This is a genomic window from Roseiterribacter gracilis (genome assembly GCA_018332375.1).
Taxonomy (GTDB): domain Bacteria; phylum Pseudomonadota; class Alphaproteobacteria; order BOG-932; family Roseiterribacteraceae; genus Roseiterribacter; species Roseiterribacter gracilis.
In genome coordinates, this window is the sequence record BOPV01000001.1 from 585,048 (window position 1) to 610,605 (window position 25,558).

The window sequence follows — 25,558 nt, forward strand, 5'->3', positions numbered from 1 at the left end:
CCGGATTGCGACCCCGCGCCCGCAGTGGCGGCGGCCCGACTCCTGAACGAAAAAAGGGCGATCCGTGGCAGGATCGCCCTTTCTCTTTGGACCTAGTCCGACCGTTTATTCAGCGGCGCGGCGATAAGGTTCGGTCGTGGTTGCCGTCGTGTCGGGCGACCAACCGCTGCTGCGATATTCCGCACCGCGGGTTTCGATATCGACCGGTTCGTAATGGTCGAGGATCTTGCGGATCTCGGCTTCGCGCAGATCGTCGACGCGCACCGTCACCAACGTGCCGCCGCGACGCACGCCTTCGGCATAGACGACTGCATGTTCGTTATCGACGCCGGCATCCGTCAGCGAACCGACGAGACCGCCGACGGCGGCGCCAACGCCCGCGCCAGCCAACGTTGCGACCAGCCAACCGGCCGCGATCACCGGACCGACGCCCGGAATCGCCAACATGCCGAGACCTGCAAGCAGACCAGCGCCGCCACCGACGATGGTGCCGATCGTGGCGCCCGTGCCGAGCCCGCTCGCGTCGCTCTCTTCGTCAACAACAGTTGTGTTTGCGTCGGTCACAGCGCTGTTGGTCGAGCCGAGGCGGTACCGATTGTCGGCATTGTTGGCGATGATCGATACGTCGCTATGCGCGATACCCGCTGCTTCGATCGCTGCGATCGCCTGTGCGGCGTCGCCGTAATCATCATACAGCGCAGCCAAAGTGCGAATTGCCATGGATTGATCTCCTAATTAGCGGGTGCTGTTCGGCGTCGTTGTCGAACGCGCGGCCGGCGGGGTTGCCGGATTGGTGGTGCTGGGTGTCGTCGTGCTCGGTGCCGTACTGGGCATCGTGCTGGGCGCAGTCGACGGCGAGGTGGTGGCGCTGCTGCTGCTGCCTGTGCTGGTTGCCGCAGCGGCGCCTTCAACGACATTGCCCTGATAGTCGAGCGCGACTTGCGTCGGCTTGCCGTTCTTCGACGCGGTGGCGTGCCAGATGCCCGACGCATCTTTGTTGAGGCCGGTCACGTTGGCATAGCCGCGCGCTTCGATGCGCGATTTCGCCTGGCCTTCGGTGAAGCTGTTGGCACCGGCAATCGGTGCACCCGTTGTCGTGTCCTTGCTGGACTTGATCGCGGGTTTGGTCGTGCTGCTGACGCTGTTGGCGGTGTCTTTCGCTGCTTGCCCGGTCGAGCGCGCAGCGTCACCAACCGTCTGTCCTGCGTCGCGCGCGGTGTTGGACGCGCGGTCGCTCGCCGTCTGCGCGTACGCAGACGCACTGACGAGCATCGCGGTGCCCGCCAGCAAAATTGCGATCGTCTTCATGATTTCTCCCCAGAAGTTCGCGCGGCATGTGGTTGCGCAGCCGGCGCTCGTGGGGAACAACGCCGCGTAAGAAACCCCGTTCCTACGCTAGCAAACTGTGCAAGCGAATTTCCGCCGTCAGGCGGCGCGTGCGCAGACGCGCATCACGCAGCGTGCGCGGGGGCTTCGAGTGCTTCGAGTTTGGCAATCAACCATTCGGCGGCAGCCGGAGCGTCGTTGCCTTCGTGCGCGGTCAGCACGCGCTCGATGACGCGACGACGGCGCTGCTCGAACGCGTCGTCTTCGCTTTCGAAATCGGTTTCGTTGGCGACGTCGAACGCGGCCTGAAACAACGAAAGCTGATCGGCTGGAAGGCCGCTTTTGCCATACAGGCCGGCGAAGCCGGCTTTGCCACCCTCATACAACAGCTTCTGCGCGTTCATCAGCGGAACGCCCGCAAGCACGGCGAGGCTGGCTTCAAAGAAGGGCGCGTCGCCGAGGCACAGCGCGCGTAAAATCAGCGGCGGCGTCAGCGTGCCGCCTTTGTGCAGGCGGGTTGCAACCGAGGTCGCGCTTTCGACCTGATCGCCGATCATATTCTTCAGCGCGCGGTCGCGAATTTCCAACACCAGCTCGGCCGCAATGTCGGGCGACATTGCGTGATGTTCGACCAGATGCGTGCGCACCGCGTCGGACACGAGTTCGACCAGACGTTCGGCAACCGCCGGCGGCAAGGTGCGGCGGGCCGCCATTGCGTCCGGCACAGCGCTGCTGCCGCTGAAACGGTCGAGCGCCTTGGCGTGCGATTCCGGTTCGATTTCGGCGCCGTCATTCGCCATCAGGCGCACGACGGTTGCTTCATTGCCAATTTCGACGAGACGCGCCGACAGGCGCGACGAGACCGTGTCGCGACCGGCCATGGCCAAGCGACCTTCGTCGGTCGTGTTGGCAACCAAGGTCAGCAAATCTTCTTCGGTCAGGCTTTGCGAGAAGCGCAGCAACGGCAACGCGACTTGTTCGACGTCGCGGGCCAACGCGAAGGCAACGTCGCGCGGCACATGCGCCGACTTCTCGACGCTGCGCGCCAGCGCGGCGCGCACCTGGATCGCCGCGTCGCGCGCGAGGATCAGCAGAATTTGTTCGGCAAGACCGCGTTCGGCCTCGTTGAGCGCGCCGTCGAGCGAGCGCCCGACTTTGGATGCGATTTCGCCGCGCGAGTCCGCAGAGGGATCTTCGAGCAGGCGTTGGACGTCGGCGGCGGTGAGGGTGTTCTCAGACATTGCGGGGACGATAGCAGAGCGGCCGAGCCGGTCGCCATATTCCGCGAATTATTCGGGCATGAATTAGCGCGTCGGGCTGGGCGGTTCGGCCGTGGCCGGCGGCGGGACCGCAATTCCGGCCTTTTCCAGCACTTTCCGCGCACCAGGATGGAGCGGCGCCGACAGGGCCGCAGTGCCAAGCTGGCTGCGGTCGATACCGGCAAAGACCGGATGCTGGCGCTTGATCCCATCCAGCTCGGCAAGCACCGACGCGACGATGCCTTCCGCGGCCTCATCGGGTAGCGAGCTGCGCGTCACCAAGGTTGCACGAATGCCGAAGCTTGCAACCGGTTCCGCCTGGCCTGGATAGGCGTTGGGGGGCAGGGTGGCGGCCGCGAGATGCGGACGCGTGCGCAGCATCTGGTCGATCGCTTCGCCTTTGAATTCGAGCAGCTTGATCGGGCATGACGCAGCGATCTGCTGCAGGAACATGCTGGGATGTGCGACCACCGTGACCACCGCATCGACGCGCTTGTCGCACAGACTTTTCGGTTGGTCCGCTAGCGGCATCTCGATTGTCTGCGCGAATTCCTTGCGGTCGAGATCGATCGCCACCAGCAAATCACCGAACAGCGGATTGGCCGGCTGTTTTGGTTCGCCGATCACGACTTTCTTGCCGCGCAGATCTTCGGCGCCGGCGATGCCGGAATCGGCGCGCACGACGATCGCCAGCACCTCAGGATAGAGCGACAGCAGCGCGCGCAGTTCGGTGTCCGGCTTCGCGCTTTGGAATTTTCCCGTGCCGGTCACGAACTGGCGCTGCCAGTCGGATTGCACGATCGCAAGGTCGAGATCGCCAGTCGCAAGACGCTGCAGATTGGCGACCGATCCGTCGGTCGATTCCACCGCGCAGCGAATGCCGCTTTTGTCGCGCGTCGCATTGGCGGCGCGGCAGATGGCGCCAGCGACAGGATAGGCGTAGCCCGCAACCGCACCCGAGCCGACAACCAAGGTGCGCGGTGCCGGCGCTGCGGCGCCAATAGCCAGCGAAACCGCAGCCAACGCTGCGGCACGACGAACCTGAAACTTCATCAGCGTGTGCGGTCTGTTTTTGGAGTCTGCGATGCCGCATTCGCGGCCCAGGCGGCGACGTTGACCAGCACGTCGCTCGTCGCGCGGTCGTATGCCGCAATCACGTCGTCAAACGACTTGGACGAAGACGGTGCGGTTGCGTTGAACACGCGCGTTTCGACGATGCTGCGATCATTGGCACGAACCAGGCGCGCTGTCAGTTCGATACGCACGTCGTTCTGAAACGCTTCGGCTTCGAAATGCGCGAGATCGGTCAGCAACAGCAGATCGGCACGCAGCCCGCTATTGGCGGCGGCAACGGCGCGGAAGCGGCCACCACCGTCCAACGTGCGCACCAGCAAGGTCTGCAGCATTTGCGGCACGCGATCGCGCCATAGCACGTCGGCGTAATATTCGACCGCGTTGGGCTTTTGCAGCACTGCGACGCGCGTTGAATCGAGATCGAGCGAGGTGCGTGGTACGTCGACCAGCAATTGCTGGTCGATCTTAGCGCCCGTCGCGGCACGCGGTGCGTTGAGACCGTAATAGACCGGGGCGGGGCCCGAAGGCCCCAACAACGAGCAGCCGGTCAGTGCGAGCAGTGCGGTGACAGCCGCAAGACGAGCGATCACAGCGCCTCGAGCGTCGTGAGCATCGCGCCCATGTCGGCTTGCAAATTCGGCGGCAGCTTGGTCGTCATCAGGCGTTCCAGCAGCTTCTTTTTGCGTTCTTCAAAGCTGAGGCCGCCATAGGCGGTTTCTTTCGCGACGGTCAGCGCCAAACGGAACAGAACCATCTCTTCTTTTGGGAAGCCGGCTTTGGCGTAGATCGCGGCGAAGGCCTGCGGATTGGGATCGTGGGCGAGGCGGCGTGCCGACAGAAGCGGAACGCCGGCCGAAATGGCGAGGCTGGCTTCGAAGAACACGACGTCGCCATGCACCAGCGCGCGCAGGATCACCGGCGAGTTCAGCTTGCCGTCTTTGTGCAGACGCAGAACCGTGGTGCCGACGTCGTCTTTGGCTTCGCCTTCGCCGGTCAGGCGTTTCAGCACTTTGCCGCCCGACATGTTGATCGCATCGACCGCTTCGGCGGCACCGGGCTGCGTCTTCAGCACCTGGAGTTTGATTTCGTCGGCGACGAGCGAAACCAAGCGCCGTGCGATGCCCAGCGGAATTGACGGGCGATAGGCCATCGCATCGGCGACCGCCTGTTGTCCGCCGAATTTGTCGAGCGCGTGTCCCATCGCATCGTCGTCGACGTCGGCGTTGTGGTTGCGCATCAGACGCGTCACGGTCGCTTCGTCGCCCATCTCGATCAAGGTCGCGCTGAGACGACGCGAAACGACGGCGCGTTGCGCCACTTCTTCGCGACCGGGATCGCCGATCTCTTTGACGATCGAAATCAGATCTTCTTCAGTCAGGCTCTGCGAGAAACGCAGGATCGGGAACGAAACTTTCTCGACGTCCTGCGCCAGCTTCAACGCGACTTTGCGCGGCACGCTGGGCGAGTTCTTGATGCTCTGCGCGAGCGAGGCGCGGACCTGCACTTCGGCATCGCGCGCCAGCAGCACCAGGATCTGTTCGGCGAGCGCGCGTTCAGTCGGATTCAGTTTTTCGTCGAGCGCTGCGCCCATGCGCATCGCGACTTCGCTGCGTCCGGCCGCAGAGGGGTCTTCGATGAGGCGCTGCACGACGGATGCGTCGAGCATCGGCCCTTTGGATGCGGTCGTTGAAGACGGGGTCATACTCATCGCGTCGGCACTCCCTGGCGCGGGTCCACGCCTCGACCCGTACCGCCGAAAAGAAACTCGCGAGGATCGCGGTCTACGCGCTCGGCCACGCGCGACAGGCTGTCGATCAACCGCCGCAAATCGGCGATCGCCGCCGTTAGCTGTACCAGCCCGTTGTTGGAAAAGTCACGGATCGGGGCACGGTTTTCGCGCACGAGCCCGTGCAGGTCGGCGGACATGCCGTCGATCTCTTTCAGCGAGGACTGCAGCGACTGGGTCAATTTGGGCACCTCGGTCCGCAGATCCTGCGACAGACGATCCAAATTTTTCATTGCCGAAGCCAGATCCGGCCCAGCGCCTGACAATTGCTGCGTCAGGGTTTTTAGGTCGGCCAAAATTCCAGCCAGTGCCTTGGAATTGTCCGGGCTGAGGAATTCATTCGCACGCTCGGACAGGGTGACCAGGTTCTGCAGGAGCTGAGGCGCCTGGTCGGCCAGCGAACCGAGCAGGCCGGGCTCGCTGGGGATGACGGGAATCTCGCCGTCTTTGGACTCGAGTCGCGGGGTCCCTTTGCGGCCGCCTTTGATCTGAACGTAGGAGCCGCCGGTGATGCCGGCGCTTTCAAGGCTGGCGACCGCATCGACCTGAATTGGTGCGTCGGGACGGATCCGCATCGTGACCCGAATCCGCTCGATATTTTCGGGGTCGATCACGATGTCGTCGACGCTGCCGACCGGCACGCCGCGATAGCGCACCGGGCTGCCGACATTGAGGCCGGTCACCGATCCCGAAAAATACGTGTAGTAGGCGGTGCCTTTGTCGCCCGACCGGGTCATCCAGATCGCGAACAGCGCCAGCCCGGCAAGCACCGCCAGCACGAAGGCTCCGACCTGGACGTAGTTGGCGCGCGTTTCCACTATGCGGTCTTTCCCGCTGCCGCGGCGCGGCCGCGCGGTCCGTGAAAATACTCGCGGATCCAGGGATGATCGTCGGCCAACAGCTCCTCCAGCCGCCCGACTTTCGCACGTTTGTCGACCAGCACGGCAATTCGGTCGCAGATCGCGTAGAGGCTGTCGAGGTCGTGCGTAATCATGACGACGGTGAGCCCCAGGCTTTCCCGCAAATGTTTGATGAGCTCATCGAACTTTGCCGCCGCGATCGGGTCCAGTCCGGCTGTCGGTTCGTCGAGAAACAGCAATTCCGGATCCAGCGCCAGCGCGCGCGCCAGACCGGCGCGTTTTTTCATGCCGCCCGACAATTCCGACGGAAATTTGACCGCCGAATCCGGCGGCAGGCCGACCATCGCGATCTTCACGCGTGCGGTCTCTTCCATCAGTGATTCGGGAATGTCGGACAGCTCGCGCATCGGCACTTCGACGTTCTGTTGCAGGGTCAGCGAGCTGAACAGCGCGCCTTCCTGGAACAGAACGCCCCAGCGCTGCCGAAGGTCGATGTCGCGCCCTTCGGGGTCGGCGGTGACGTCCTGACCCAACACCTCGATCTTGCCTTCGGTCGGCTGCATCAGGCCGATGATCTCTTTCAGCAGCACCGATTTGCCGGTGCCGGATCCGCCGACGATGCCGATCACTTCGCCGCGTCGCACGTCGAGATCGAGGTTTTCATGAATCGTCTGCGAGCCGAACCGCGTCGTCAGGCCGCGCACGCGGATGATGATATCGTCGTCTGACGCGGCGCTCATATCTGTAGCGCCGAAAAGACGATGGAGAAAATCGCGTCGAGCACGATCACGATGAAGATCGCTTGCACCACCGAAATCGTGGTGCGTTGGCCAACGCTTTCGGCGCTGCCGCTGACTTCGAGCCCGTGGAAACATCCGACCAGCGCGATGACGACTGCGAAGACCGGCGCTTTCGCCAGACCGACCCAAAGCGACGTGTCGTAGATCGCGAGAACCTGGTTCATCTGGTTCAGGAACGCGTCGAAGTTGATGCCGAGATTGAGCCGGCACATCAACGCGCCGCCCAGCAGTCCCATAATATCGGAATAGAAGCCCAGGAGCGGCAAAGTCAGCGCCAGCGCAAGCACGCGCGGCACGACCAGCACTTCCATCGGGTCCAGGCCCATCGTGCGCATCGCATCGACTTCCTGGTTGATTTTCATCGTCCCGATCTGCGCCGTGAAGGAACTGCCCGATCGGCCCGCAATAATGATCGCGGTCATCAAGATGCCGATCTCGCGCAGCACTGAAATGGTGAGCAGATTGACGGTGAAGACTTCAGCGCCGAAGCGGCGCAGCTGGTCGGCGCCTTGATAGGCAAGCACGACGCCGATCAGGAACGACAACAGTCCGACGATCGGCACGGCGTTCAATCCGACCGCCTGCATGTTGGCGACCATCGAGACGAAGCGCAGCCGGCGCGGATGCCGCACGATGCGCAACAGCACGACGCACAGCTCGCCGAAGAAGGCGAGCAGGTCGCGCGTGTCGGTTGCCATCAGCACCGCCCATTTTCCGACGCGCGCGACACGCTCGGTCAGCGCGTTCATGCGACGGCGGGGTGGGGGCGGAATTTGCGCTTGTTCGACTTGTTCGAGCAGGCTGCGATGCGCGGAGTCGGCGACGCGGAGTTCGACGGTTGCGCCGGTCGCTTCGATGCGCCGCGCCAACCGCATCACGACCAAGGCCGCCATCGTGTCGAGCATCGAAACGGCGGTGAGATCGATCACGCCGCGCGCCGCACCGCCGAGGTCGGTTTCGCGCAGCTCGGCATCGGCGCGTAGCGCCATGCGCAGATCCCAATGGCCGCGCACCAGGATGGTCAGCCGATCGTCGTCGGCCTCGACGTCCCAGCTGCCCGCATCCTGCGCATCCGGATCGGACAAATCCGGATCTGCGTTGGTGCGTGCTGCATCGACGATCTTCATGGGAATGTGATCGAACCTGCAGGTTGCGCCGCGGCTTGGCAAGGCAGGTCCAAGCGTCGTAGGACCCGTTTCATGCGCCCCATACCGTCCGATTCCGACACGATGGACCTGAAACGCGTCATCCGGAACATCCCGGATTTCCCGAAGCCAGGCATTCTCTTCTACGACATCTCCACGCTGCTGGCCGATGCCCCGGCGTGGAAAGAAACGGTGCGCCGTCTCGCCAATCGCGTCCGTGCCTACCAGCCGGATTTGCTGGTCGGAATCGAAAGCCGCGGGTTCCTGTCAGCGGCGCCCTTGGCGGTCGAGCTGGGGCTTGGCTTCGCGATGATCCGCAAGCGCGGAAAATTGCCCGGCACGACGATCGGGCATGATTACGCGCTCGAATACGGCGAAGACCGCGTCGAGATCCAAGCCGACGCGGTCAAGCACGGCCAGCGTGTCGTGCTGCTCGACGATCTTCTCGCCACCGGCGGCACTGCTGCGGCTGGCATTACCCTGCTACGGTCGGTCGGCGCGGAAGTCGTGTCAGCCGCCTTTATCATCGAGCTCGCGTTCCTGCGTGGGCGCGAACGGCTCGATGTTGCGGTCGATTCGATCATCACCTACGACGAATGAGATGAGGGTTCCCATGTCAAAGCTACGGGCAGGCCTGTTTGCGTTGTTGCTGGTGATTCCGTTGGCCGCGTGCGGCGTCAACGAAGTGCCCAAGCTGGACGAGGACGTGAAGGCGAAGTGGAGCCAGGTGCAAAATCAGTATCAGCGCCGCGCTGATCTGGTGCCCAACCTGGTTGAGACGGTGAAGGGCTACGCCAAACAGGAAGAAGAAGTCCTGACCAAGGTCGTCGAAGCGCGCGCGAAAGCGACGTCGATTCAGATCCCGGCGGACATCACGCAGAACCCGGAAGCGTTCAAGCGATTCCAGGACGCGCAGGCACAATTGACCGGTGCTTTGTCGCGCTTGCTGGCGGTGAAAGAAGCCTATCCAGATCTGAAATCGAACCAGAACTTCTTGGCGCTGCAATCGCAGCTCGAAGGCACCGAGAACCGCATCGCCGTTGCGCGCCGCGACTACATCAATTCCGTGCAGGCCTACAACACGCAGCTGCGCACCATCCCGGGGCGCTGGATCGCTGCGATCCTCTATCCCGATGCGAAGATCAAAGAGACCTTCACCAGCACCGAAGAGGCGCAGACGGCGCCGAAGGTGAAGTTCTGACGTGATGCGTACGTTCAGCGCGACCGTTCTCGTCGCGCTGCTATTTGTTTCGGTTGCGCTGGCAGCGATCAAGCTGCCGGCGCTGACTGGCCGCGTCGTCGACGAGGCCGGCGCATTGTCGAGTACGCAGCGCAGTGCACTCGAAACCGAGCTTGCGACACACGAACAAAAGACCGGTCAGCAAGTCGTCGTTGCGATCGTCAAATCGCTGCAAGGCGTCGAGATCGAAGAGTACGGCGTCGATCTGATCCGCGGCTGGGGAATCGGACAGAAAGGCAAGAATACCGGCGCGATCTTGCTGGTCGCGCCCAATGAAAAGCGCGTGCGGATCGAGGTCGGATACGGGCTCGAAGGATCGCTGACCGACGCGGCGTCGCGCGTCATCATCGAGCGCACGATCCTGCCGCAGATCAAACGCGGCGACCTGCCGGCCGGCGTGCTTGCCGGCGCCCACGAAATGCTCCGCGTGCTGACGGGCGAGCTCAGCGCCGAAGAGCTGGCGCCGGTGCAAGGCGCAGTTGCGGTACCCGATCCGCCTGCCTGGACCGGGTATGTCATCATTGTTCTGTTTCTTCTCTTCGTGTTCTGGCGCGTGCGCACGCGCGGCGTGGTGGGCACGCTGCTCGACGTGATCTGGGTCGTGGCCTCGTCATCGCGCGGTGGAAGCAGTGGCGGAAGCTGGGGCGGCGGCGGCGGCGGGTTCAGCGGCGGCGGCGGTTCAGGCGGCGGTGGAGGCGCGTCGGGCTCATGGTGATCACCGAAAGCGAAAGCGCGCGGATCGCGGCCTGCGTTGCGGCTGCCGAGGCGCGAACCTCAGTCGAGCTGAAACTGGTGCTGGCGCCGGTCGCGAGCCGCTACGGCGCGTTCGCGCTGATCTATCCCGCACTGTTCGCGTTGCTGGTCGGGTGCGGCCTGGCGCTTGGTTGGGCGGGCACGTCGGCGCGCGCGATGGTGCTGCTCGAAACGGTCGGCTTCGTGTTCGCCTATGCGGTGCTGCAAATCCCGTCGCTGCGCGTTGCGATCGTTCCGCGCGCGGTCAAACGCAAAGCTGCAATCCGCCTGGCACGACTGCAATTCGCGCGGCTTGGGCTCGATACGGCGGCGGGACGGCCGGCGGTCTTGTTTTTTGTTGCGACGGCCGAACGCTATGTCGAAATCCTGGTCGATGCGCGCGTTGCAGCGCGCGTACCGCAAGAACGGTTCGACGCGATGATCGCGCAGTTCACGACGTTGGCTGCGGAGGGACGCGTGGTGGATGCGTTCGGCGGCGTTTGCGCTGCGATCGGCGATGCGTTGGCCGAACCGTTCCCGCCGCAAGCAGGCGACCGCAACGAACGTAGCGATCAGATCGACGTGATCGAGCCGCTGTAAGTTTTGCAGATATGAAAAGGGCGGCCAATTGGCCGCCCTTTTTTGTGTGCTCGGTGCCTGCGCTTACGAAGCGCGCGGGTTCGAGGCTTCTTTCTTGCGATCGGCGTAGATGTAGAGGGGCTCGGCCCGCTTCTCCGCCGCTTCCTTGTTGATGACGATCTCGCTGATCTCGGTTTCGCCGGGCAGGTCGAACATCGGTTCGAGCAGAATGCCTTCCATGATCGAACGCAGGCCGCGTGCACCGGTCTTTCGTTCGATCGCCTTGCGAGCGATCACTTTCAGCGCTTCGTCGTTGAAGGTCAGCTTGACGTCTTCCATCTCGAACAGGCGCTGATACTGCTTCACCAGCGCGTTCTTCGGGGTCGACAGGATCTCGAGCAGTGCCGACTCGTCCAGATCGTCCAAGGTCGCCACGACGGGCAGACGGCCGACGAATTCCGGGATCAAGCCGAACTTCAACAGATCTTCGGGCTGCACTTCGCGCAGGATTTCACCGGTACGGCGCTCTTCCGGCGCACGCACGTCGGCGCCGAAGCCGATCGAGGTGCCGCGATGGCGCGCAGCAATGATCTTTTCCAGGCCGGCAAACGCACCGCCGCACACGAACAGAATGTTCGTCGTGTCGACCTGCAGGAATTCCTGCTGCGGGTGTTTCCGTCCGCCCTGCGGGGGTACCGAGGCAACGGTACCTTCCATGATCTTCAGCAGCGCCTGCTGGACACCTTCGCCCGACACGTCGCGGGTGATCGACGGGTTGTCCGACTTGCGGCTGATCTTATCGACTTCGTCGATATAGACGATGCCGCGCTGCGCCCGCTCGACGTTGTAGTCGGCGGCCTGCAGCAGCTTGAGGATGATGTTCTCGACGTCTTCGCCGACATAACCGGCCTCGGTCAGCGTCGTGGCGTCGGCCATCGTGAACGGCACGTCGAGGATGCGCGCCAGCGTCTGGGCCAGCAGCGTCTTGCCCGAACCGGTCGGGCCAATCAGCAGAATGTTCGATTTCTGCAGTTCGACGTCGCTATTTTTCTGGCCGTGGGCCAGGCGCTTGTAGTGGTTGTGCACCGCGACCGACAGCACGCGCTTGGCCTGTTCCTGGCCGATCACATAGTCATCAAGGACCGCCTTGATGTCGCGCGGGGTGGGAACGCCGTCACCTGATTTGACGAGCTGCGTCTTCGACTCTTCACGGATGATGTCCATGCAGAGTTCGACGCATTCGTCGCAGATGAAGACGGTCGGGCCGGCAATAAGCTTGCGCACCTCGTGCTGGCTCTTTCCACAGAAGGAGCAGTACAGGGTGTTTTTGCTATCGCCGCTGGTCGACTTGGTCATCGGACCGAAACTCTCTTCGAAAGGCTGCGGGAACTCGTAGTAGTGCCCTCAGGCAATCCTCGCCCGGGGGGACTATGAACGCAAGCGAACCGCCTACCGTTTCAGGCCGACTTCTCGCCGCGGAAGACCGGGCGATCAGCGGTCAAACGACCCGCCGAGCCTCAGTCCCTCGCGGTATAACATGCGTTAATCCGGCGCTGAAAAAAGGGTTCCTATCTTGGTGAAATCAGCCTCCCCAGCGCCGGAATGGACGCCGCCCGGGGCAATCGTCATCGAAGAAGCGCTCGCTGCACTGCAATTCGACGGGCAGGGATTGATTCCCGCCGTGGCGCAAGACGCGACGGACGGTCGCGTCCTGATGCTGGCCTGGATGAATCGCGATGCGGTCCGCGCCACCCTCGAATCCGGCCGGGTCACCTACTGGTCCCGGTCGCGCGGCGCGCTGTGGCGCAAGGGCGACACCAGTGGCCACACCCAGACCTTGGTCGACTTCCGAATCGACTGTGACGGCGATTCGATCCTGCTTCAGGTCGCGCAGGTCGGGGCCGCCTGCCATACCAACAGGCATACATGTTTCTATCGATCGCTCGGTCCGGACGAGTGGGTCGAGATCGTCGGTCCGGACGTGAAACCCTGATCCTGCTTTATTTTTGGGCGGATTCCGGCGACCAATCTCAGTAAGTTCTGCGCGGAAACCCTGCTCGACAAGGACCCGAGCGCCAGTAAAGTGGCCGCCAACCGGCGTACGACCGGCATGTCCTAGGGAGGGTTTCGATGAATCGACTGTTGGCGACTGTCGCTGCTGCGGCAGTCCTTGGGTTGGCGTCAGGCGCGTGGGCGCAGGAAACCATCAAAATCGGCGTCAGCGGTCCGTTCACCGGCGGTTCGTCGTCGATGGGCGTTTCGATGCGCGACGGCGTGCGGCTCGCAGCCGACGAGATCAATGCCGCTGGCGGCGTGAACGGCAAGAAGATCGAACTTGTCGAACGCGACGAGCAGGCGAAGAACGAAGTCGGCGTGCAGGTCGCGCAGGAACTGATCAACAAAGAAAAAGTCATCGCGACGGTTGGCTACATCAACACCGGCGTCGCGCTTGCGTCGCAGCGCTTCTACCAAGAAGCGCAGATCCCGGTGCTGAACAACGTCGCCACCGGTACGCAGATCACCAAGCAGTTCGAGCCGCCGGAGAACAAGTACAACTACGTCTTCCGTTTCTCGGCCAACGACACGATTCAATCGGCGATGATCGTCGACGAAGCGATCGGTCGTTCGAAGTTCACCAAGCCGGCGATTCTCGCTGACTCGACCAACTACGGTCAGCTTGGTCGCGCCGATCTCGAAGCGGCGTTGGCGAAGAAGGGCGTGAAGCCCGTCGCGGTTGAGAAGTTCAACATCGGCGACACCGATATGACGCCGCAGCTTCTGCGCGCCAAAGAAGGCGGTGCCGACGTGGTGTTGACGTATGGCATCGGCCCGGAGCTGGCGCAGATCGCCAACGGCATGGCCAAGCTGGGCTGGAAGGTTCCGCTGGTCGGTTCGTGGACCTTGTCGATGGCGTCGTTCATCGACACGGCCGGCCCGAACGGTGACGGCGCGCGCATGCCGCAAACCTTCATCGAAGATGCGACCACGCCGAAGCGCAAAGCCTTCATCGACGCGTACCACAAGAAGTTCGGCGGCGATAAAATGCCGTCGCCGGTGTCGGCGGCGCAGGGCTACGACTCACTCTACGTGCTCAAGGCAGCACTGGAGCAGGCCAAGTCGACCGAAGGTCCGAAGATTCGCGAAGCGCTCGAAAATCTGAACACCAAAGTCGAAGGTGTCGTGCAGACCTACGACAAGCCGTTCAACGCCAAGGACCATGATGCCGTCTCGTACAACGTGCCGGTGTTCGGTCTCGTGAAGGGCGGCCGCGTCGTGTACGCGAACGAAGATGACAAGAAGAACCCGGTTCGCTCGAAGTCGGGCACCGGTGGTGTCGCTCCGCAGTGACGCGCTGACGAAACGCGCCCCGGTCACGCACGTGGCCGGGGCGTATTCGTCCAAGACCAAGAAAAGCCGCGCCAATAAGCGGCAACTACGAATTGCATAGGATAGGGAAGCGCTCGTGCAGATTTTGCTGCAGTTGATTGCCAGCGGTGTTGCCGTCGGCATGATCTACGCCGCCATTGCCTTCGGGTATCAACTTACCTTCGCGACGTCGAAGACACTGAATTTCGGCCAGGGTGAAGCGCTGATGCTCGGCGCGCTCGTCGGGCTGTCGCTCACATCGTGGCTTGGCTACTGGGCCATGCTGCCGTTGGTGCTGCTGTTCGGATTTGTGCAAGGCGCGATTGTCGAACGGTTGGGCGTGCGTCCGTCGATCAAGATCAAGTCCGAGTTCGGCTGGATCATGGCGACGATTGCACTCGGCATCATCTTCAAGAATTTGGCCGAGATCGTGTGGGGCCGTGAGGCGCTGCCATTTCCGTCGCCATTGCCGACCGACGCGTATGTCCTCGGCGGCGTGCGCATTCTGCCGGTCGAGTTGCTCATTGTGGTTGGCGCTCTCGGAATGATGCTCGCAGTCGAGTTCTTCAACCGCAAATCGATCTGGGGCAAAGCGGTGCGCGCCACCGCCAATGATCGCGACGCGGCCGGCCTGATGGGCATCAACACGTCGCAGATCATCACACTCAGCTACGCCGTGTCGTCGATGACGGCGGCGCTTGCCGGCGTGCTGGTTGCGCCGCGCATCACTGCAATCGACGCCAATCTTGGCGCGGTGCTCGGGCTGAAAGCATTCGCGGTCGCCATCATCGGCGGACTTGAATCCGGCCTTGGCGTGATCGTCGGCGGCATCATTCTCGGCGTCGCCGAAACGATGACCGGTTATTACATTTCGACCGGCTACAAAGACGTGCCGGGCCTCGTGCTGTTGCTGCTGGTGCTGATGGTCAAGCCGTCAGGCCTGTTCGGCAAAGCCACGATCAAGAAGGTCTGAGCGATGGGACAGTTGCTTCGTTCCCCGCTTTGGCTGGTGGGGCTGCTGGCTTTGGCGGTGTTTCCGCTGATCGTCACCAATCCGTATTACGTGCATCTCGCAACAGTGATCGCGATCTTCGCGATCCTGATCATCGGGCTCGACATCGTCGTCGGCTACACCGGTGAAGTGTCGCTGGCGCATGCTGGTCTGTTCGGCATCGGCAGCTACACGGTCGGCGTGCTGGTGTTCAAAGCCAAGGTCGGGATTCTGGTCTACACCGCGCTGGGCGGCGATCTGGAGAATGGCCTGCGCACGGCGCAGATCATCGGCATGTTGATCGGTATTCCAGCCGCGGTACTGATCACTGCGTTCTTCGGATTCATTCTGGCGCTGCCGGCCCTGCGCGTGACCGGCCCGTATCTGGCGATGGTGACCTTGGCCTTCGGTACGATCGGCCAGATCCTGATCAACGAGATGGACTTTCTGACCGACGGTCCGCTCGGCATCACGATCAAGCGTCCGCAGCTGTTCGGCTTCACGCCGCTCGCGGTCGATTACTACTACCTCGCCGCGATTTTCCTGGTCGTAGCGGTGATCGTGATGAACCGCATCATTCGCTCGCATTGGGGCCGCGCCTTCGAAGCGTTGCGCGACAGCCCGATCGCATGCGATTGCATGGGCGTCAGCGTCTATCGCTACAAAGTGTTGGCTTTCGTCGTGTCGGCTGCGCTGGCCGGTCTGGCCGGCGGCATTTTCACCTACAGCGAACAGTACATCTCGCCGAACACCTATTCGTTCGAGTTGACCATCCTGTTTCTGCTGGCTGTGACGCTGGGCGGACGTAAATCGCGCCTGGGCCCGATCGTCGGTTCGGCGATCATCGTGATGCTGCCGAACCTGCTCGCCGATCTTGGACTGTTCCGCATGATCGCGATTGCGATCGCGGCGATCGCGGTCGGCAATCTCGTCTACACGATGATGAAAAAGGGCGATTGGAAGAAGCTGCTTCTGCCGGTCGGTCTTTGCGTCGCGTTTCTGGTGTTCGCCTTCTCGCTGAAGAACGTCTCCGACTGGCGCCTCACCATCTTCGGTTTGATGATCCTGTTCGTCGTCTTCTATCTGCCCGACGGCATCGTCGGCTGGATGACGGCGCGCTTCCCCAAGCTGGCACCGAAGGTGGCGCTGCCGGAAGCAGAGGGCGGGCAGGGCGTGTTTGCGAGCGCAACTCTCGCCAACGCACCGCTGTTGCTCAATGCCGATCAGGTGATCATGCAGTTCGGCGGCTTGCGCGCACTCGATCAGGTCGAGCTGCGCGTGAAGCCGGGCACGATCCACGGGCTGATCGGCCCGAACGGGTCGGGCAAGTCGACCATGATGAACGTGCTGACCGGCATCTATAAGCCGACCGGTGGCACCGTTTCGCTGATCGACAAGCGGCTGGACACGTTGAAGCCGGCGCAGATCGCCCATAGCGGCGTGGCGCGCACCTTCCAAAACGTGCAGCTGTTCGGCGAAATGACTGCATTGGAGAACGTGTTGGTTGGTTTGCACCACACGTTCAAATCCAGCCTGGTCGATATGATCTTCGCACTGCCGCGGCAGAAGCGGGAAACCGCGGTTGCGGTTGCACGTGCGCGCGAGATCCTTGAATTCGTCGGACTGGCCGATTTGGCGGGCGAACAGGCGCGCAATCTGCCCTACGGCAAACAGCGCCTGCTCGAAATCGGCCGCGCGCTGGCGCTGGATCCGATGCTGTTGCTGCTCGACGAGCCTGCGGCCGGTCTGACCGCGCCGGACATCAAGGCACTGATCGAGATCGTCAAAAAGATCCGCGACCACGGCATCACGGTCGTGCTGATCGAACATCACATGGACGTCGTCATGACGATCTCGGACATCGTCACGGTGCTCGATTTTGGTCGCAAGATCGCGGAAGGAACGCCGGCACAAGTGCAGGCGGATCCGAAAGTGATCGAAGCCTATCTCGGCGGTTCGGTCGGGGAGGCTGCCTGATGCTCCAAGTCGAAAAACTTGTTGCCGGCTACGGCAAAGTCGAAGTGTTGCACGCGTTGGATTTCAAAGTCGAACAGGGACAGCTGGTCACGCTGATCGGCTCGAACGGCGCCGGCAAAACGACGACGATGCGCGCGCTGTCGGGCATGTTGGTGCCGACCTCGGGTTCGATCCGGTTGCGCGACAAAGAGATCGCCGGCCTGCCGAGTCACGCAGTGGCCAAGATCGGCCTGGCGCACAGTCCCGAAGGACGTCGCGTCTTCGCTTCGCTCAGCGTCGACGAAAATCTGCAGCTGGGCGCGTTCGCGCGCGTCACGGGTGCGCGTCCGAAAGGCGAATTGCAGCGCGATTTCGATCGCGTCTACACGCTGTTCCCGCGCCTGGCGGAACGGCGCAAGCAATATGCCGGCACCTTGTCGGGGGGCGAGCAGCAGATGCTGGCGATGGGCCGGGCGCTGATGCTCAATCCCGAGATCCTGCTGCTCGACGAACCGTCGATGGGTCTCGCACCGCGTCTCGTGGAAGAAGTCTTCAAGACGATCCGCGAATTGCGCGCCGCCGGCGTCACGATGCTGCTGGTCGAACAATTCGCCGCCGCCGCGCTCGAAGTCGCCGACTATGCCTATGTGATGGAGAACGGACATATCCGCCATCAAGGACCGGCATCGCAGTTGAAGACCGATCCGGCGGTGAAAGCCGCCTATCTCGGGGGTGGCCACTGAACGACGCTCCGCGTTGGCGTCGCGTCCTGATCCAGGTCGCGGTCGCCATCGCGACCAGCTTCGTGGCGCTAGCGCTGGTTGGCTTGTCGCGAGCTCCGTCGCAGAAGCTGCTACATTTCCCCAGCCGCTGGATGCGCGGCGAGGAGTCGCCGGACGATCTGCTTGGCGCGCTGTTGTTCCTCGCTGCCAGCGCACTGGCGGCGTGGTTCATGGTGAAATTTCTGGCGCCGCGCGACGACATCAAGCCAGCGCCGTTGGCAAAGCGTCTGCGTGAAGGTGCGATCGGGTTCGCGCTCGGCGCCGGACAGTTGTCGTTCGACGTGCTGATGATGGCGCTGTTTGGCGTCTACACCGTCGTTGCGGTGCATGGACTGCAGCCGCTCTTCCTCGGTTTCATCGTGATGACCGGCGTTGCGCTGGTCGAAGAAGGCGCTATTCGCGCCGTCATGCTGCCGCGCATCGAACGGTTGCTCGGCCCATGGTGGGCGTTGTTCCTCACCTCGGCATTGTTCGGCGCCGCGCATCTTGGAAATCCCAACGCCAGCGCAATGGCAGCGGTGGCAATTGGTCTCGAAGCCGGCGCTGCGCTGGGCGGTCTGTATCTGCTGACGCGCCGCTTGTGGGCACCGGTCGCGATGCATCTCGCCTGGAACTGGATGTGCGGCCCTGTGTTGGGCGTGCCGGTGTCAGGCACCGCGCCGCCGAGCTTGCTGCAGCCGCGGATCGAAGGGCCGGATTGGTTGACCGGCGGCGGCTTTGGCGTCGAAGCGTCGGTGATCGAATTGTTCGCCGGCACGCTGATGGCGACCGTGATCCTGTGGCTTCTGTACAAACAGCGTCAGAGCGCGATTTCGCGTCCGGCCCATTCCATGTCGGTGACGCCTGCGTCGTAAAGCAGGCGCACGGTCAGCAGCACATCGACGAAATTGGCGCGCGGCCCGGCGACGACGCGCAGATGCGGCACGTCCTGCGCGCCGCGCAGCCGCGCGACCAGGGTCGCGAGATTGCTCGACCGGTCGCAGAGCTTGACGCGGTCGAAAGCCACCACTTCCAAGGTTGGCTCGGTGCATGGCAGGGCGGCGCGCACGACGCGCTGCTGCTTGGGCGGGTCGGCCATGTTGGCGCAACCAGCCAGCAGCAGCACGAAGGTGAGCGCGGCGTATTTCATTCGACCAGCACGATACGCACATCGTTGACGTTCGTCTGCGTCGGACCGGTGACCAGCAAGTCGCCGATCGCGTCGAACAGCGCCCCGGCGTCGTTGTTGGCCAAGCTGCGCGCAGGATCGAACCCGGCTTTGCGCGCGCGATCCAACGTGTCCGGCGCAACGAAGGCGCCGGCCACGTCGTGGCTTCCATCGGCGCCGTCGGTATCCCCAGCGAACGCGTGCACGCCAGCCAGGCCGTCCAGCGCACGTGCCAGTGCCAGCGCATATTCCTGGTTGGGACCACCGCGCCCGTCGCCCGTGACGGTGACGGTCAGTTCGCCGCCTGACAGCAAGGCCACGCGTTCGCCGTTCGCCTTGCGCGCGCGCGCCAGCGCCGCATGCGCGGCGCCGATCTCGCGTGCTTCCCCGGTGATGGAATCACCGAGCAGAACCGGCATGTAGCCGGCGCCGCGCAGACTGTCGGCGGCACTGGCGAGCGCCTGCGGTGCGCTGGCGATGATCTTGAAGTTGGCGCGCTCGAGCTTCTTCGGCGTTTCCGACCAGCCGGCGCCGGGATCGTCGATCTTGTAGCGCGCCAACACCGCGCGCGCGTCGGCAAGCGTTGTCGGATCGGCCACTGTCGGGCCTGACCCGATTGCTTCAGGTCGGTCGCCGACCACGTCGGAAATCGCCAAAGTGGTGATAGGCGCGGGGAAGGCGGCTGCTGCCAGGCGCCCACCTTTGATCGCGCTCAGATGGCGTCGCACGCAATTCATTTCAGTGATGTCGGCGCCCGATCGCAGCAGCGCGCGCACCAGCTGCTGCTTCGCTGCCAAGGTCAGACCTTCGCCGGGCAGCGCCCACAACGCCGAAGCGCCGCCCGACAGCAGCACCAGCACGCTGTCTTGTTCGGTCGCCGATTTCGCCAGCGCCAGCGAACGGCGCGCAGCTTCTTCGCTGCCCGCGTCGGGCACGGGATGCGCACCCTGAATCAGCTCCAGCCGTTGCAGTGGCAGCGCGTAGCCGTGGCGTGCGGTGACCAGGCCTTCGAGCGGGCCGTCCCAGACTGCTTCCAGCGCCTGCGCCATCGCTGCCGATGCTTTGCCGACCGCGAGCACGATGGTGCGGCCGGCAGGGCGTGGCGGCAGATGCGCCGGCACGACGCGCGATGGATGCGCGGCCGCAACTGCGTCGCGATAGGCACGTTCCAGCAGCGCGCGCTGCGCGCTCACGCCTTGCCTACAAAGGCTTCGATATTGTCGATCAAGCGGTCGGCGAGCGTCTGCATCGCGGTTTCGCTGGCCCAAGCGACGTGCGGCGTCACGATCACGTTGGGAAAGCGCGCGATGCGCAGGATGGGCGCATCTTCGGGTGGCGGTTCGGGCGCGGTAACGTCAAGGCCGGCGCCACCAAGCTTGCCCGATTGCAACGCGCGTTCGAGCGCCAGCTCGTCGATCAGCGGGCCGCGCGCGGTGTTGATGAGCACAGCGCCTGGTTTCATCTTGGCCAGGCTTGCATCGTTGATCATGTGCCGCGTCTCGTCGGTCAGCGGACAGTGCAGGCTCAGCGCGTCGCTGGTCGTCAGCACTTCGTCGAACGACAAACGCCCCGGACGCAATTGCGTTACGCCCGGCCGTTCGCTCAACACCACGTCCATGCCGAAGGCGCGACCGATCTGGGCGACGCTGTCGCCGATCGCGCCGGTGCCGACGATGCCGAGCCGCTGGCCGGCGAGGTCGGTGATGGGCGCCGCGAAGACGCAGAAACTGCCGCCATGCGTCCAGCGTCCCTCGAGCACGGACTCGCGATAGGCGACGATGTTGCGCTTCAACGCCAGCAGCAGCGCGAAGACATGTTCGGGCACGGTGCGCGCGGCGTAGCCCGCGATATTGACCACCGGAATGCCGCGCGCAGCGGCTGCGTCCTTGTCGACATTGTCGGTGCCGGTAGCGGACACCGCGATCATCTGCAGCTTTGGTAGCGCGGCGATCGCGTCGGCGCGGATCGGCACTTTGTTGGTGATCGCGATGGTCGCGTCGGCGAGGCGCGCGATGACATCGCTTTGCGCCGTCTGATCATGTTCGACCCAGACATGCGGGAAGGCGGGGCGGCGGACCTTGATCCCGTCCGCAATGGTGCGGCGGTCAAGAAAGACGATCTTGTGGGTCATGCTGTCCTGAGAATCCCCCGCGGCGCGGGTTCATTGCAAGCTCACACGAAACGGCCGAGACGAATGGCTGTCGCGCCTTTTTGCGGCTTCGTGGTCGGAAACATTAGAAAACAGGAATCGAACGGGGTTTCGATCGCCTGATCGCCGTCCCACGCAATCACTGTCCCGGCGTTGGGAATGACTTCGTCGCCGCGGAAATCCTCGGCGAAGCGAAACTGGTCGGTGGCGATCGTGATTGTGTGTACCGCTTCGACCAGCCGCTGGCGCGGCACGATCTGCGACGCGAGCGGCGGCGCTTCGCTGCGATATGTGTCGATCACATCATCGGGCAGCATCGCAAATGCGGCCAGCGTGCGTGCGACAACGTCGAACGCGACCGAAACCGACCGCGCTTCCCACCAGCCGCCGCACTCAACCAGCAAGGCGGCGGCGTTGCCGGTGTCGGCGGCGAACGGACCGTAATCGCGTAGCCGCACGCCGGATGCGTGGCCCGCATCAGCGATGAGCAAGGTGGGAAAGCCGATCGCCTCGGCTAGCGCGCGGCTGCGGGCGAGGGCGGCTTTGCGTTCGATCAAGCCGATGATTGCAAGCGGCTCGGTTGGATGTGTCATCGCATGCAGGTCGAGCAACACATCGCAATCATGGGCCAACGGCCGAAGCTCGCGCGCGCGGAGCATTTCATAGGTGCGCGAGCGGTCGGCCATCCGGCCCCAGACGCGGTTCAAGTCTTCGTCGATGCAGCGCACACCCAGCGGCTCGTCGCCGCTGCTGCGCAACGCAGCCGCCGGATTGGCGAAACTGATTGTCAGCGTGCCGTGCAACGGAACCGGGTTGCGCCGTAACAAAGCGGTTAGCGCCAGCGCGCCGCATGCTTCGTTGCCGTGCGTCAGGGCGTTGAGCCACACGCGCGGACCCGGACGGCCGGAGTCGAAGCGCCAAACATAGGGCGTGCCGTGGCTGCCGCTGCGCCAGAACGCAAGATCGGGTTGAGCGATTTCAGCTATGTACGGATCGGGCTTGCCCATGCGCGCCGATGCTGGTCAGGTTCGCGCTCCGTGGCAACGAATCCCATCTCGACATCCTCCCTCCTGCGCGGATCCGCCGCCGCACTGGAACCGCCGACCTATGACGATGTGCTGGCCGCGTCCGAGCGCCTGGCGCCGATCATTGGTCCGACGCCGCTGCTCCGTTCGCGCGCGCTGGATGCGCGCGTCGGCGGTCGCATTTTTCTCAAAGCGGAATGCCTGCAATATACGGGCTCGTTCAAATTCCGCGGCGCTTACAACCGGCTTGTGCAGCTCGACGAGCAAGAGCGCGCGGCCGGGGTTGTCGCATTTTCTTCGGGCAATCACGCGCAAGGCGTCGCCGCTGCGGCCGCGCTGCTCGGCATGAAGTCGGTCATCGTGATGCCGCGCGATGCGCCCGCGGCCAAAATCGACGCGACGCGCGGGTACGGCGCCGAGGTCGTTCTCTACGATCGTTGGACCGAAAGTCGCGAAGGAATTTCCGCGGCGATCGCAGCCGAACGCGGCGCAGTCTTGGTGCCGCCCTTCGATGATCCGCGCATCATCGCGGGCCAGGGCACGACCGGATTGGAACTGGCGCGCCAGGCCGAACGGTTCGGCGAAGAACTCGATGCTGCCTATGTCCCTGCATCGGGCGGCGGGTTGATCGCGGGCGTCGCGCTGGCGCTGGCCGAAGACAGTCCCGGTACCGCCGTCTATGTCGCTGAACCGGCCGGGTTCGACGATTACGGCCGCTCGCTCGAAGCTGGCCACCGGGTCGAGAACGCGACCGGTATCAGCAGCATCTGCGACGCGTTGCTGTCGCCGACACCGGGCGAGATCACGTTTGAAGTCAATTCACGCCTGCTGGCTGGCGGCGTCACCGTCAGTGACGACGAAGTCCGGCGGGCTGTCGCCTATGCGGCACGGACGCTGAAACTCGTGGTCGAACCGGGCGGTGCGGTCGCGTTGGCCGCCTTGTTGGCGGGCAAGATTGATGCGCGCGGCAAGGCCGTGGCCCTGGTTCTGTCGGGCGGAAATATCGACCCGGCGCTGCTGGCAGATTGTATCGGAGCGTACCCCGAACCTTAAACCGCTTCTCGCCGTTGACTCTGGCCGAAACAAGCTAGGTTACCCCGGCAATGACTGTGCGGAACGAGGACCAGTCTGAGACCTACGGGCTCGCCACATCTGCTGGCGACCTCGCGGCGTCGTACCGTGCGGTCCGCGCCGAAACCGAACGCCGTGCCGCGCCGCTGTCGCCCGAAGATCAATGCGTGCAGTCGATGCCGGATTGTAGCCCGGCGAAATGGCACCGTGCGCATACGAGCTGGTTCTTCGAGACCTTTCTTCTGACGCCGCATCTCGACGGCTACACGCCGTTCGATCCGTCCTTCACCTATCTGTTCAACTCTTACTACGAAGCGGTCGGCCCGCGTCATGCGCGGCCTCAGCGCGGCATGTTGACCAGGCCGTCGGCCGATGCGATCGCGGCCTATCGCGCGCATGTCGACGCAGCGATGGCGACCTATCTGCAAACGCGCTTGCCGCCCGACCAACGTGCGCTGGTCGAGCTGGGTCTGGCGCACGAGCAGCAGCATCAGGAATTGCTGCTGACCGATATTCTGCATGCGTTTTCGATCAACCCGACGCGCCCGGCCTACGAGGTCGTCGCAGCGCCGGCGCCGCGCGATCCGCCGCCGCTCGATTGGATCCAGCATGCCGGCGGCCTGTACGAGATCGGCTATGAAGGGTTGGGCTTTGCGTTCGACAACGAAACGCCGCGCCACACGACCTATGTTCGCGCCTTCAAGCTGGCGACGCGTCCGACCAGCGTCGGCGAGTATCTCGATTTCATCGAAGACGGCGGCTATCGCGACGCTTCGCTGTGGCACAGCGAAGGATGGGCGCTGGTTCAGCAGGAACAATTGGAAGCGCCGCTCCATTGGGTGCGCGACGGTGACGGCTGGTTGCGTTTCGGACTGCACGGTCTGCGACCGCTCGATCCGGGTGAACCGGTCGCGCATCTGAGCTGGTTTGAGGCCAGCGCCTTTGCGCATTGGACCGGCGCGCGTCTGCCGACCGAAGCGGAGTGGGAATTGGGCCTCGTCAAACTCGATCTGCCCGAACCCGGTTTCGCTGCGCATCCGCGCCAGATGGAATCGACACGCGCCTTTGGCGATGTGTGGGAATGGACCGCGAGCGCCTACGCGCCCTATCCGGGCTTTTCGCCGGAGCCAGGTGCAGTCGGCGAATACAATGGGAAGTTCATGATCAATCAGCAGGTGCTGCGCGGCCGTTCGTGCTTCACGCCGGCCGAGCATGCGCGTCTGACCTATCGCAACTTTTTTCCGCCGTCTGCGCGTTGGCAGGTCAGCGGATTCCGCTTGGCGCGTGACGCATGAAACTGAACCAGGCAATCGACCAGGCACCGTCGCGCGACGCGTTCTTGACTGACGTGTGGAACGGCCTGTCCTGTCCGCAGCAGAAAACGCTGCCGTGCAAATGGCTGTACGACGCGCTGGGCTCGCGCCTGTTCGATGCGATCACCGCGCTCGACGAATATTATCCGACACGCACCGAAACCGCGCTGCTCGGCGACATCGCGCCCGAGATTGCAAAGATCGCGGGCGTGCATGCGCGCATCGTCGAGCTGGGCAGCGGCGCCGGAGTCAAAGTACGGCTTCTGCTCGACGCGCTCGAACGTCCGTCGGCCTATGTCGCTGTCGATATCAGCGAGACGGCGCTGCGCGACGCGACGCGTGCGCTGGCCAACGAACGAACCGATCTGCGCATCGTGCCGGTGCTGGCCGATTACACGCGGCCGTTCGCGTTGCCGAGCCTGGAAGGGTGGGGCAACACGCTGGGATTCTTCCCGGGCTCGACCATCGGCAATTTTGCGCCTGCGCAAGCGATCGCGTTTCTGACGCAGCTGCGCCGGCAGCTCGGCAACAACGCGTTTCTGCTGATCGGCGTCGATCTGAAGAAAGATCGCGACGTGCTCGAACGCGCCTATGACGACGTGCTGGGCGTGACCGCTGCGTTCAATCTGAATTTGTTGGCGCGCATCAATCGCGAGCTGAGCGCGGATTTCGATGTGCGCCAGTTCGCGCACAAATCGATCTGGAACGAGGCCCAGGGCCGGATCGAAATGCACCTGGTCAGCACGGTCGCCCAGACCGTGACGATCGACGGTCGGGCCTTCGAATTCCGGGCCGGCGAGACGATCCACACCGAGAACTCGTATAAATACGGGATCGACCAGTTCCAGCGCATGGCGGCGAGTGCCGGATGGCAGGCGCGGGCGGCCTGGACCGATGGCGCGGATTTGTTCAGCCTGCACCTGCTGCAGGCCTGATTCTTCTTACCTCTCAGCGAGC

At 63.6% G+C, this 25,558-nt stretch carries 27 protein-coding genes; 13 read left to right on the forward strand and 14 right to left on the reverse strand.

The window, feature by feature from the left end; all coding sequences use genetic code 11:
* Window positions 1-105: 105 nt before the first annotated feature.
* From TMPK1_RS02850 to TMPK1_RS02890, 9 genes are all read right to left on the reverse strand, one after another.
* Window positions 106-720: a hypothetical protein gene (locus tag TMPK1_RS02850; protein ID WP_420241303.1), complete on the reverse strand. Its 615-nt coding sequence runs from the start codon at window positions 718-720 to the stop codon at window positions 106-108.
* Window positions 721-735: 15 nt separating this feature from the next.
* Complete coding sequence (locus TMPK1_RS02855; RefSeq protein WP_420241304.1) at window positions 736-1,308, reverse strand: hypothetical protein; 573 nt, start codon at window positions 1,306-1,308, stop codon at window positions 736-738.
* 143 nt (window positions 1,309-1,451) lie between these two features.
* A complete protein-coding gene (locus TMPK1_RS02860) occupies window positions 1,452-2,567 on the reverse strand; it encodes a DUF2336 domain-containing protein (RefSeq protein WP_420241305.1) in 1,116 nt (371 codons plus the stop codon).
* Window positions 2,568-2,630: 63 nt separating this feature from the next.
* Entirely contained in the window at window positions 2,631-3,638 is a 1,008-nt protein-coding gene (locus TMPK1_RS02865; protein WP_420241307.1) for a TAXI family TRAP transporter solute-binding subunit, read from the reverse strand.
* Window positions 3,638-4,249: an ABC-type transport auxiliary lipoprotein family protein gene (locus TMPK1_RS02870; RefSeq protein WP_420241309.1), complete on the reverse strand. Its 612-nt coding sequence runs from the start codon at window positions 4,247-4,249 to the stop codon at window positions 3,638-3,640. Before TMPK1_RS02870 ends, TMPK1_RS02865 begins: the two co-directional genes overlap by 1 nt.
* Entirely contained in the window at window positions 4,246-5,367 is a 1,122-nt protein-coding gene (locus tag TMPK1_RS02875) for a DUF2336 domain-containing protein (protein ID WP_420241310.1), read from the reverse strand. The genes TMPK1_RS02870 and TMPK1_RS02875 overlap by 4 nt, the downstream gene beginning before the upstream one ends.
* Entirely contained in the window at window positions 5,364-6,263 is a 900-nt protein-coding gene (locus tag TMPK1_RS02880; RefSeq protein WP_420241311.1) for an MlaD family protein, read from the reverse strand. Before TMPK1_RS02880 ends, TMPK1_RS02875 begins: the two co-directional genes overlap by 4 nt.
* Window positions 6,263-7,045, reverse strand: coding sequence for an ABC transporter ATP-binding protein (locus TMPK1_RS02885; RefSeq protein ID WP_420241312.1), 783 nt, complete (start codon window positions 7,043-7,045; stop codon window positions 6,263-6,265). The genes TMPK1_RS02880 and TMPK1_RS02885 overlap by 1 nt, the downstream gene beginning before the upstream one ends.
* Entirely contained in the window at window positions 7,042-8,232 is a 1,191-nt protein-coding gene (locus TMPK1_RS02890) for an ABC transporter permease (RefSeq protein WP_420241313.1), read from the reverse strand. Before TMPK1_RS02890 ends, TMPK1_RS02885 begins: the two co-directional genes overlap by 4 nt.
* A gap of 102 nt (window positions 8,233-8,334) precedes the next feature.
* Here TMPK1_RS02890 and TMPK1_RS02895 point away from each other — a divergent pair, with 102 nt between their 5' ends.
* From TMPK1_RS02895 to TMPK1_RS02910, 4 genes are read left to right on the forward strand one after another with little or no spacing between them, the layout of a single operon-like run.
* Window positions 8,335-8,850 carry an adenine phosphoribosyltransferase gene (locus TMPK1_RS02895; protein WP_420245603.1) on the forward strand — a complete coding sequence of 172 codons (516 nt, stop codon included), beginning with the start codon at window positions 8,335-8,337 and terminating at the stop codon, window positions 8,848-8,850.
* Window positions 8,851-8,863: 13 nt separating this feature from the next.
* The gene (locus tag TMPK1_RS02900) at window positions 8,864-9,451 is read left to right on the forward strand and encodes a LemA family protein (RefSeq protein WP_420241314.1); all 588 of its coding nucleotides are present in this window, start codon (window positions 8,864-8,866) and stop codon (window positions 9,449-9,451) included.
* A gap of 4 nt (window positions 9,452-9,455) precedes the next feature.
* Window positions 9,456-10,205 (forward strand): TPM domain-containing protein, encoded by a 750-nt coding sequence (locus tag TMPK1_RS02905; protein ID WP_420241315.1) that lies wholly within the window; start codon window positions 9,456-9,458, stop codon window positions 10,203-10,205.
* Window positions 10,199-10,822 (forward strand): hypothetical protein, encoded by a 624-nt coding sequence (locus TMPK1_RS02910; protein WP_420241316.1) that lies wholly within the window; start codon window positions 10,199-10,201, stop codon window positions 10,820-10,822. The genes TMPK1_RS02905 and TMPK1_RS02910 overlap by 7 nt, the downstream gene beginning before the upstream one ends.
* Before the next feature lie 63 nt (window positions 10,823-10,885).
* On the opposite strand, the gene clpX is transcribed toward TMPK1_RS02910, so the two are convergent.
* A complete protein-coding gene (gene clpX / locus TMPK1_RS02915) occupies window positions 10,886-12,157 on the reverse strand; it encodes an ATP-dependent Clp protease ATP-binding subunit ClpX (protein ID WP_420241318.1) in 1,272 nt (423 codons plus the stop codon).
* A gap of 220 nt (window positions 12,158-12,377) precedes the next feature.
* Between clpX and hisI the strand changes: the two genes are divergently transcribed.
* The 6 genes from hisI (at window position 12,378) to TMPK1_RS02945 (ending at window position 18,750) form a co-directional block, all read left to right on the forward strand.
* Window positions 12,378-12,794 carry a phosphoribosyl-AMP cyclohydrolase gene (gene hisI / locus TMPK1_RS02920; RefSeq protein WP_420241319.1) on the forward strand — a complete coding sequence of 139 codons (417 nt, stop codon included), beginning with the start codon at window positions 12,378-12,380 and terminating at the stop codon, window positions 12,792-12,794.
* Between the two features lie 137 nt (window positions 12,795-12,931).
* Window positions 12,932-14,149 carry an ABC transporter substrate-binding protein gene (locus TMPK1_RS02925; RefSeq protein ID WP_420241320.1) on the forward strand — a complete coding sequence of 406 codons (1,218 nt, stop codon included), beginning with the start codon at window positions 12,932-12,934 and terminating at the stop codon, window positions 14,147-14,149.
* 115 nt (window positions 14,150-14,264) lie between these two features.
* The gene (locus TMPK1_RS02930; RefSeq protein ID WP_420241321.1) at window positions 14,265-15,140 is read left to right on the forward strand and encodes a branched-chain amino acid ABC transporter permease; all 876 of its coding nucleotides are present in this window, start codon (window positions 14,265-14,267) and stop codon (window positions 15,138-15,140) included.
* A 3-nt stretch (window positions 15,141-15,143) separates the two neighbouring features.
* Complete coding sequence (locus TMPK1_RS02935; RefSeq protein ID WP_420241322.1) at window positions 15,144-17,135, forward strand: branched-chain amino acid ABC transporter ATP-binding protein/permease; 1,992 nt, start codon at window positions 15,144-15,146, stop codon at window positions 17,133-17,135.
* On the forward strand, window positions 17,135-17,857 hold the full coding sequence (locus tag TMPK1_RS02940; protein WP_420241323.1) for an ABC transporter ATP-binding protein: 723 nt from the start codon (window positions 17,135-17,137) through the stop codon (window positions 17,855-17,857). Before TMPK1_RS02935 ends, TMPK1_RS02940 begins: the two co-directional genes overlap by 1 nt.
* Window positions 17,858-17,940: 83 nt before the next feature.
* Window positions 17,941-18,750, forward strand: coding sequence for a CPBP family intramembrane glutamic endopeptidase (locus tag TMPK1_RS02945; RefSeq protein WP_420241325.1), 810 nt, complete (start codon window positions 17,941-17,943; stop codon window positions 18,748-18,750).
* Here TMPK1_RS02945 and TMPK1_RS02950 read toward each other — a convergent pair.
* The 4 genes from TMPK1_RS02950 to TMPK1_RS02965 are packed head-to-tail and all read right to left on the reverse strand — an operon-like array spanning window position 18,696 to window position 22,199.
* Window positions 18,696-19,025, reverse strand: a complete 330-nt coding sequence (locus TMPK1_RS02950) for a hypothetical protein (RefSeq protein ID WP_420241326.1) — start codon at window positions 19,023-19,025, stop codon at window positions 18,696-18,698. The genes TMPK1_RS02945 and TMPK1_RS02950 overlap by 55 nt on opposite strands.
* A complete protein-coding gene (locus TMPK1_RS02955) occupies window positions 19,022-20,236 on the reverse strand; it encodes a glycerate kinase type-2 family protein (RefSeq protein ID WP_420241327.1) in 1,215 nt (404 codons plus the stop codon). The genes TMPK1_RS02950 and TMPK1_RS02955 overlap by 4 nt, the downstream gene beginning before the upstream one ends.
* Window positions 20,233-21,174 (reverse strand): D-2-hydroxyacid dehydrogenase, encoded by a 942-nt coding sequence (locus TMPK1_RS02960; RefSeq protein WP_420241329.1) that lies wholly within the window; start codon window positions 21,172-21,174, stop codon window positions 20,233-20,235. The genes TMPK1_RS02955 and TMPK1_RS02960 overlap by 4 nt, the downstream gene beginning before the upstream one ends.
* Before the next feature lie 41 nt (window positions 21,175-21,215).
* On the reverse strand, window positions 21,216-22,199 hold the full coding sequence (locus tag TMPK1_RS02965) for a M14 family metallopeptidase (RefSeq protein WP_420241330.1): 984 nt from the start codon (window positions 22,197-22,199) through the stop codon (window positions 21,216-21,218).
* 30 nt (window positions 22,200-22,229) lie between these two features.
* On the opposite strand from TMPK1_RS02965, the gene TMPK1_RS02970 reads away from it, so the two are divergent.
* The 3 genes from TMPK1_RS02970 to egtD are packed head-to-tail and all read left to right on the forward strand — an operon-like array spanning window position 22,230 to window position 25,536.
* A complete protein-coding gene (locus TMPK1_RS02970; RefSeq protein ID WP_420241331.1) occupies window positions 22,230-23,270 on the forward strand; it encodes a threonine ammonia-lyase in 1,041 nt (346 codons plus the stop codon).
* 50 nt (window positions 23,271-23,320) lie between these two features.
* Entirely contained in the window at window positions 23,321-24,583 is a 1,263-nt protein-coding gene (egtB, locus tag TMPK1_RS02975; protein WP_420241333.1) for an ergothioneine biosynthesis protein EgtB, read from the forward strand.
* Window positions 24,580-25,536, forward strand: coding sequence for an L-histidine N(alpha)-methyltransferase (egtD, locus tag TMPK1_RS02980; RefSeq protein ID WP_420241334.1), 957 nt, complete (start codon window positions 24,580-24,582; stop codon window positions 25,534-25,536). Before egtB ends, egtD begins: the two co-directional genes overlap by 4 nt.
* Window positions 25,537-25,558 lie beyond the last annotated feature (22 nt).